Here is an 8,401-nt window from a genome sequence, read left to right on the forward strand (position 1 = left end):
TCAGTTCGAAAGCATGCGGTCGATCCAGCCGAGGAAGCCGCCCTCGGCCCGGATCGGCTCCAGCGCCGCCGCGTCGACCTTCGCAGCGCGTTCGCTACGGGCGCGCGGCGGCAGATACCGGTTGGTCGGCTTGTAGCCGAGCTCCGGCATCAGCGCGACGCCGCCACGCTCCTCGACAAGCTGCGAAATCGCCGAGGCCGGATCGCCGAGATCGCCGAAATGCCGGGCGCTGGTCGGGCAGGCGGCGACGCAGGCCGGCACCCGGTCCTCCTCAGCCAGATTGTCGTTGTAGATCCGGTCGACGCAGAGCGTGCATTTCTTCATCACGCCGACATCGGTGTCGAATTCACGCGCGCCGTAAGGACAGGCCCAACTGCACAATTTGCAGCCGATGCACTTGTCCTCGTCGACCAGCACGATGCCGTCCGAGGCACGCTTGTAGGAGGCGCCGGTCGGGCAGACGGTGACGCAGGCCGGCTGCTCGCAATGCAGGCAGGAGCGCGGGAAGTTCACCGTGCGGTCGCCCTGTTCGGTCGTGTGCTCGTAACTATGCACCCGGTTGAACCAGACGCCGTCGACATGCCCGCCATAGGGATCGATGTCCGTCAGCGGCGCCATGTGGCCGCCAGTGTTCCACTCCTTGCAGGCGGTGACGCAGGCCTGGCAGCCGACGCAGGTGTCGAGGTCGATGACGAGGCCGAGTTTTTTCTCGGTTCGAGCGGGAAGACAGGTCATTCGGCGGCTTCCCTCTTCATGCGGAATTCCGTGCCGAAGCGAAGCACGTCAGGCGATGGCTCGAAATGCGGTGGCTGTGCAAAACGCTCGAAATGCGGCTCGGTGAAGCCGGCTTCCTCCGCCGCGCATTTGACGATCCGCACGCGCACGTCAAACCACGCGGCCTGTCCGGTGACCGGATCGGAATTCGAATAGCGCTTGCCGTTGGCATCGGCCGCCGTCTGGTCGCCGATGATATGGTTGAGCAGGAAACCGCGATTGCTCTCCGCCGCATCGTCCTTCAGGCCCCAGCTGCCGCGCCGCTTGCCGATCGCGTTCCAGGTCCACACCGTGTCCGGGTTCACGCCGTCGATCAGCTTAATCTGGCCTTTCACCCTTCCGTTGACGCTTTCGATCCACACCCAGTCGTCGTCGGAAAGGCCAAGCTCGGTGGCGGTCTGCCTATGCACGAACAGCCGGTTTTGGCTGGTGATCTGCCGCAGCCACGCATTCTGCGATCCCCAGGAATGGTACATGTGCATCGGCCGCTGCGTCAGCGCATGCAGCGGATATTTTTGCAGGTCGACGGTGCTGTCCTCGAAGGGCGCGTACCAGAAGGGCAGCGGGTCCATATAGGCCTCGATGCGGCCGCGCTCGGCGTCCGGCGGCTGCACCTCGCCATGGCCGCGCCCGGCAAGCCTGAACCGCTGCATCGGCTCCGAGTAGAGCTGGAAGACGATAGGCTCGGCCTTGGAAATGAAACCCATCTCTACGGCGAAGTCGAGATAGGCACGGTTGCCCATCTTGTAATAGCGCTGCTCGTCGGAAAAATCGTGGTGCCAGAAGCCGCCATTGTCGATGTAGCGCTGCAGCTGGTTGGGGTTGACGTCGCCCCTGCCGATCGAGCCGCCATTCTCGCCGCGCCAGCCGGCTAAAGGGCCGATGCCGGGCGTGCGCTCGTGGTTGACGATGTAGTCGGCATAGTCGCGGTATTTGGCTGAGCCGTCCTCGTCGACAAAGCCCGGCAGACCAAGCCGCGCGCCGAGCTCGATCAGCACCGACTGGAACGGCCGCACGTCGCGGTCCGGTTGCACCACGGGATGGCGGATGGCGTCGCCCGGACCGTCGGCATGGCTGATCGGCCGGTCGAGCAGGCTGATGCAGTCGTGCCGCTCGAGATAGGTGGTGTCGGGCAGCACCAGGTCGGCGAAAGCCACCGTTTCGGAATAATAGGCGTCGGAATAGATGATGAAGGGGATCTTGTAGGCGCCCGCCTCGTCCTTGTCGGTCAGCATACGAACGGTCTCGACCGTATTCATCGACGAGTTCCACGCCATGTTCGACATGTACATCATCAGTGTGTCGATCGGATAAGGATCGCCGGCCCAGGCATTGCGGATGACCGAGTGCATCAGCCCGTGCGCGGCCAGGGGTGCTTCCCAGGAATAGGCCTTGTCTATGCGGGTGGGCCGGCCGGCCTCGTCGACGAGAAGATCGTCCGGGCCGCAGACGAAGCCGAGCGGCATGCCGTCCAGCGGCGTCATCGGCCGAACGTTTTTTCCGCATGGCTTCGGCTCCGGCGGCGCCGGGCGCGGGTAGGGCGGCTTGAAGCGGAAACCGCCTGGAACATCGACGGTGCCCAGCAGAACCTGCAGCAGATGGATGGCGCGGCAGGTGTGAAAGCCGTTGGAATGGGCCGAGATGCCGCGCATGGCATGCATCGAGACGGGTCGTCCCTTGATCGTCTCGTGTCGCCGGCCGGCCCAATCGGTCCAGGCGATCGGCAGCTCGATCGGCTGCTCGAAGGCGACATGCGCCAGCTCCGCCGCGATCCGCCGGATCGTGTCGGCGGTGACGCCGCAGCGCGCCGCCACGGCGTCCGGCGAATAGGTCTCGTCGAGATAGCGTTCGGCGATGAGCTGGAAGACAGGCACGCAACGCCGCCCGCCTGCCTCATAGCTGCCGGTCAGCGCCGGCTTGGCTTCGGGGTCGGCTGCATTGACCGGGCGCTTCGCCACTCTGTCCCAAGCCAGCGGATTGCCGTCGCCGTCTCGCACGAACAGGCCCTCGTCGGCGGTCCCCGGTTCCTGCACGACCAGCACGGGCGCGTTGGTGTAGCGCAGCAGATAGTCGAGATCGACGCGTCCGGCCTTGAGCAGTTCGTGGACGAGCGCCAGCACGAACAGGCCGTCGGTGCCGGGGCGAATGCCGATCCAGTCGTCGGCGATGGCATTGTAGCCGGTGCGGCAGGGATTGATCGAAACCACCTTGGCGCCGCGTGCCTTGAGCTTGCCGAGGCCGATCTTGATTGGGTTGGAATCATGGTCCTCGGCGACGCCGAACAGCATGAAGTATCTGGTGTTGTCCCAGTCGGGCTCGCCGAATTCCCAGAACGAGCCGCCGATCGTATAGAGCCCGCCGGCCGCCATGTTGACCGAACAGAAGCCGCCATGGGCGGCGAAGTTGGGTGTGCCGAATTTTGACGCCCACCAGCCGGTCAGCGATTGCGACTGGTCGCGCCCGGTGAAGAAGGCAAGCTTCCTCGGGTCGGTGCGCCGGATCGCCGACAGCCTCTCGGTGGCGATGGTCAGCGCTTCCTCCCACTCGATCTCGCGGAATTCGCCGGAGCCGCGCGGACCTGTGCGCAGCAACGGCTTCTTCAGCCGCGCCGGGCTGTAATGCTGCATGATGCCGGCGCTGCCCTTGCCGCAGATCACGCCGCGGTTCACCGGATGGTCCTTGTTGCCGTTGATGTAGCGTACCTTGCCGTCCTTGATGTGGACGTCGATGCCGCAGCGGCAGGCGCACATGTAGCAGGTGGTCTTGGCGATGCGGTCGGAGACGCTTGGCGAGGTCTCGACGCCATCGCCCTCCTCCGGCGCTCGGCTGTCCGCCAGCGGCCGTTGCGAGGGGGCGGAATTGGCGCCGCGCGGCTCGGCCCTGCTCATGATCCGCGAACGCTCTTGCCGCTCGCCATCTTGGCCTTCGTCTTGGGGCCGGGGCCGCGCATGTAGTGGAGCTCGGGATGATAGCGCTCACCGGCGAGCTGCCGCTTCAGCCGGCGGCTCCAATGCGCGAATAGGGATTTGAAGCGCCCTGCCATTTCCCGCTCTTGGCCTCTGACGACCAGTTTTTTCCAATTTCCTGTAAAAACTTAGAACAAAGCTATTGATGCGTCTAACAAGCAGCTCTTGTAATTCCGATCGATTTTGCTTCTTAGTTAGCCCATGACACTCGATCAGTTGCGCATCTTCGTCGCTGTCGCCGAGCACGGCCATATGACCAAGGCTGCCGAGCGGCTCGGCATCTCGCAGTCGGCGGCGTCGGCTGCCATTCGCGCGCTCGAAAGCCAGCACGGCGTGCGCCTGTTCAACCGGGTCGGCCGCAACATCGAGCTGGCCCAGACCGGCCACCGCTTCCTGCCGGAGGCGAAGGCGGTTCTGGATCGCGCCGTGGCGGCCCGTGGCGTGCTGGAGGATGTCTCGCAGACCGTCGCCGGCAGCCTGTCGATCGCGGCCAGTCAGACCATCGCCAGCTACTGGTTGCCGCGCCGCCTGGCGTCCTTCCACGAGGCCTATCCTGCCGTGAAGCTCAGCGTGACAATCGGCAACACCAGGCAGGTCGAGACCAATGTGCTGGACGGCAGGGCCGATTTCGGACTGGTCGAGGGCCGCACCGAGTCCGACATCCTGCGCCGCGCCACGGTCGACGAAGACCGTCCGATGCTGGTCGTCGCGCGCGCGCATCCCGAAATCCCGATGACGCGGGCGGGGAACCTCGACATCAGGGCGCTGCGCTGGATCATCAGGGAAGGCGGGTCGGGCACGCGCGAGGCGCTGGAGGATTTCGCGCTTAGCCAGGGAGTCCCGCCGGCCGAGTTGCAGATTTTCCTCGTCCTGCCCAGCAATGAGGCCGTGCGTCAGGCGGTCGAGGCCGGCGCAGGGGCGACGATCATCTCGGAACTGGTGGTCGCGCGCTCCCTGGCGGAAGGCAGCCTCAGGGCCGTGCCGGTCGAATTGCCGAAGCGCGACTTCGCCATGATCACCCACCGCGACCGCCAGGCGAGCCTCGCGCAGATGGCGCTGAAGGCGCATCTGGGTGGAAGGGCCAGCTGAGCCCAGGCGGCATCCGAACTATGTCATTTGGATGCTGATCATTGCGAACGCTCGCGATTAGCCGAAAGCCTCCGAACTTCGTCATCCACGGGCGGAGCGACGCGAAGCGGAGCGTAGGCCCGAGGATCCATTCCGTGACCTTCGACGTGGAATGCAGCGGAGCAGAATTCTGCACCGGAGCAACGCTTCAAAGTCACGGAATGGATCCTCGGGTCTGCGCCGCGTCGCTTCGCTCCTTGCTCCGCCCGTGGATGACGAAGTGACTGGCGTCTTAGTCAAGCTCCAGCCCTCACGCGAATTTCCGCTGCGCATCCAGCGCGAGGCCCAGGCCGACCGAGCCGAACATGTCGCCTTCGATGACCGATGCCTGCGGCACCAGCGCCAGGATCTGCCGTTTCGCCAGCGGGATGGCGGTCGAACCGCCGGTGAGGAACACGGCGGTGATGGCCGAAGCAGGGATGCCGGCGTCGGCGATCGTGTGTTTGACCGTCGCGGCCACGCGTTCGATATCGCTCGCGATGGTCTCCTCGAGGCCGGCGCGCGTGATCTCGGCCGCGAAGCGCGCGCCGGGTAGCGACACCTTCACTTCGGCCGAGGGCTGGTCCGTGAGCGCGATCTTGGCCCTCTCGACTAGGCCCGCCATCGCATGGCCGTAGCGATGCTCGACGACGTGGATGAAGCGGTCGACGAGGTCGGCCCGCTCGGCCTCGTAGCGGATCTGTCGCAGGTCGTTCATCGCCTTGGCGGTGTAGACGAGGTTGATGCGCTGCCAGGTCGCCAGATCGATAAAATAGGCCGCGGGCAGGTTCCGCTTGTGGTCCTTGGTCCGCGTCAGATAGCCGAGCTCGGGCATGACATGGACGATGCTGAGCAGCCGGTCGAAGTCGGTGCCGCCGATATGGATGCCCCGGTTGGCTAATATGTCGGCCTTGCGGTCGGTCGAGCGGGCGCGCTCCGGTGAGACTCGTACGATCGAGAAATCGGAGGTGCCGCCGCCCATGTCGACGATCAGCGCCAGCTCCTCGCGGGAAACCTTCTGCTCGTAATCGAGCGCCGCCGCGATCGGCTCGAACTGGAAGGCGATGTGCTTGAAGCCTTGCGCGCGCGCCGCCTTTTCCAATTCACCCTGCGCCTTCGCATCGGCAGCCGCGTCGTCGTCGACGAATTGCACGGGCCTGCCCAGCACGACGTTGTCGACCGGACCGCCGGCATCTTCTTCCAGCCGCTTCTTGAGGTGGTCGATGAACAGGCCGACGATGTCGATGAAGCCGATCTGGCGTGCCTTGATGCGCGTCTTCTCGTTGGCAAGCGAGCTGCCAAGCACGCTCTTCAGCGAGCGCATCAGCCGGCCTTCGATGCTGTCGGTATAGTCGCTGATCGCGCGGCGGCCGAAATAGGTGTAGCCGTCCTCAAAGTTGAAGAACACGGCGCTCGGCAGAGTGGGCTGCTCGCCCTCCAGCGCCACCAGTCGCGCCCGGCCGTTGCGGATCACGCCCACGGTGGAATTGGACGTGCCGAAATCGATGCCGCCGAATGCCGATCGCATCGCAGCCTCCTGTCTTTGCTTCATGGCGGCATATCGTCGGCGACGCGTTGCGCGCCGTCATCCGGATTGCCGGACCGCTCTGCCGATCGAAATGTCTGTGCTTGTCCCTAGGCTGGGAGGCGGCGATGTATCGCAAAACCGGGAAAAGGGAAACCCTGTTTCGAACGGAAAACGGGTCTTCCGATCCTTCCCGAAGCATCAATCCTTGCGGAAGATGAGCCGGCCCAGCCAGCCGGTCAGCATGGCCAGCGATATCGCAAACACGCCGTAGAGGAACGAATCGTCATGCGCGACGCGGAAGACCGATTGCTCGAAGCCGGATTTGCGGATTTCGAGCTGGGCCGAGCTTTCCTTGACGAACATGCCGCTCTTGAACAGGAACGCGCGGGCTTTATGGGTTCCGACCGGCACGTTGGGCGCGAGGCGCACGGTGGCGCGAAACAGGTTCTGCGACAGGAATTGCACGCCGCCGACATTCTCGCTGTAGAGGCCCGTCGCTGCCTTGCGGTCGCGGAGCGCGGCGGTGAATTCCTCGATCGTCGCCGGGCTGTCGGTCTCGTCGGCGGGCTTCATGTAGAGGTTCTGCGCGCCCAGCGAGAGCTGCTTGTATTTGGCGGGCTCGGCGATGTCCTGCAGCGGTCGCGTCGTCGCGACGGAATAGGAAACCGGCACGTTCTCGAACGTCTCCGAATCCAGATTGATCCAGACGCCGAGCACCCGGTCCTTGCGCCGGACGACGACCGGCCTTGGCGGCCCTTCGAGCACGACGATCACGTCGTAGCGCCCCTGGCGCGCGATCAGCGGATCGGGATTCTCCAGCGATCCGAAGATCGTCAGGTCGGCGCCGGAGAAGCCCGCCGTGATGGAAATGGCATCCGTCGACAGGCCGATCTGAATGCTTTCGGCGGGCGGCGTCTGCGCCGTCGCCGGGGAAAGGGCAAAGAGCATCGACAACGAGACGGCGGCTGCAAATGCTCGTCGCGCCGCCATCAGTTGAGCCCCGCGGCGGACAGAGAATAGAGATTGGGCGGCGTCACGAAGAGATCGGCGGCAAGGCGGATGGCGACAGCCAGCACCAGCATCGCCAAAAGGGCGCGCAGCTGTTCGCCGCGTAGCCTCTGGCCGGCCTTGGCGCCATATTGCGCGCCGGCGACGCCGCCGGCCATCAGCAGGAAAGCCAGGATCACGTCGACCGTCTGGTTGGTCGTGGCATGCACCAGCGTCGTATAGGCCGAGGTGAAGATGATCTGGAACAGCGAGGTGCCGATAACGACATTGGTCGGCACCTTGAGCAGATAGATCAGCGCCGGCACCATGATGAAGCCGCCGCCGACGCCCATGATCGACGACAGGAAGCCGATCCCGGCGCCGAGCCCAAGCACCGGGATGACGCTGACGAACAGCTTCGAGGCGCGGAAGCGCATTTTGAACGGCAACCGATGAATCCAGTTGTGCTGTCCGGATTTCTTGAGCACGGGTGCGGCGCCGCTGCGGCTGGCGCGCAGCGCGTTGACGCTTTCGAACAGCATCAGCCCGCCGACCGTGCCGAGCAGCACGACGTAGAGCAGCGAGATGAACAGGTCCAGCTGGCCGAGCCGGCGCAACAGCGCGAAGACGAAGATACCGGCCGTCGAGCCGACGATGCCGCCGGCCAAAAGCACGCCGCCCAGCTTGAAGTCGAGCGTGCCGCGCTTGAAATGCGAAAGCGCGCCGGAGAAGGAGGAGGCGATGACCTGGTTTGCGCCGGTGGCGACGGCGATTGCCGGCGGGATGTTGTAGAAAATCAGAAGCGGCGTGATCAGGAAGCCGCCGCCGACCCCGAACATGCCCGACAGGAAACCCACCGCGGCGCCCATCGCGAGCAGCACGAAGATGTTGACGGAAATTTCCGCGATCGGGAGATAGATGCCCACCCGTCTGTCTCGATCAGTTTGTCTGCCGGCGCACAGTGCCGTCCCCGGACAGTAAAGCACCGAAAAGCCAATTTTTTCTTGCGCCGGCGGACAAACTGATCGAGACAGACGGG

General features: G+C 64.7%; 7 protein-coding genes. 1 reads left to right on the forward strand and 6 read right to left on the reverse strand.

Translation table 11 applies throughout. The features are described 5' to 3' along the window. The 3 genes from LB538_RS10385 to LB538_RS10395 are packed head-to-tail and all read right to left on the reverse strand — an operon-like array spanning position 1 to position 3,817. Positions 1–735 carry a 4Fe-4S dicluster domain-containing protein gene (locus LB538_RS10385; RefSeq protein WP_224523414.1) on the reverse strand — a complete coding sequence of 245 codons (735 nt, stop codon included), beginning with the start codon at positions 733–735 and terminating at the stop codon, positions 1–3. Further along, complete coding sequence (locus LB538_RS10390; protein ID WP_224523416.1) at positions 732–3,662, reverse strand: molybdopterin oxidoreductase family protein; 2,931 nt, start codon at positions 3,660–3,662, stop codon at positions 732–734. The genes LB538_RS10385 and LB538_RS10390 overlap by 4 nt, the downstream gene beginning before the upstream one ends. Continuing rightward, positions 3,659–3,817 (reverse strand): hypothetical protein, encoded by a 159-nt coding sequence (locus LB538_RS10395; protein WP_224523418.1) that lies wholly within the window; start codon positions 3,815–3,817, stop codon positions 3,659–3,661. Before LB538_RS10395 ends, LB538_RS10390 begins: the two co-directional genes overlap by 4 nt. A 124-nt stretch (positions 3,818–3,941) precedes the next feature. Here LB538_RS10395 and LB538_RS10400 point away from each other — a divergent pair, with 124 nt between their 5' ends. Next, positions 3,942–4,829, forward strand: coding sequence for a LysR substrate-binding domain-containing protein (locus tag LB538_RS10400; protein ID WP_224523420.1), 888 nt, complete (start codon positions 3,942–3,944; stop codon positions 4,827–4,829). Positions 4,830–5,118: 289 nt separating this feature from the next. Here the strand turns inward: LB538_RS10400 and LB538_RS10405 are convergent, their stop codons facing one another. The 3 genes from LB538_RS10405 to LB538_RS10415 form a co-directional block, all read right to left on the reverse strand. Further along, complete coding sequence (locus tag LB538_RS10405) at positions 5,119–6,375, reverse strand: Hsp70 family protein (RefSeq protein WP_224523422.1); 1,257 nt, start codon at positions 6,373–6,375, stop codon at positions 5,119–5,121. Between the two features lie 198 nt (positions 6,376–6,573). After that, positions 6,574–7,365: a TIGR02186 family protein gene (locus LB538_RS10410; protein ID WP_095765916.1), complete on the reverse strand. Its 792-nt coding sequence runs from the start codon at positions 7,363–7,365 to the stop codon at positions 6,574–6,576. Continuing rightward, positions 7,365–8,288, reverse strand: coding sequence for a sulfite exporter TauE/SafE family protein (locus tag LB538_RS10415; RefSeq protein ID WP_095765915.1), 924 nt, complete (start codon positions 8,286–8,288; stop codon positions 7,365–7,367). Before LB538_RS10415 ends, LB538_RS10410 begins: the two co-directional genes overlap by 1 nt. Positions 8,289–8,401 lie beyond the last annotated feature (113 nt).

It is taken from the genome of Mesorhizobium sp. Ca11, assembly GCF_020165275.1.
Taxonomy (GTDB): Bacteria; Pseudomonadota; Alphaproteobacteria; order Rhizobiales; family Rhizobiaceae; genus Mesorhizobium.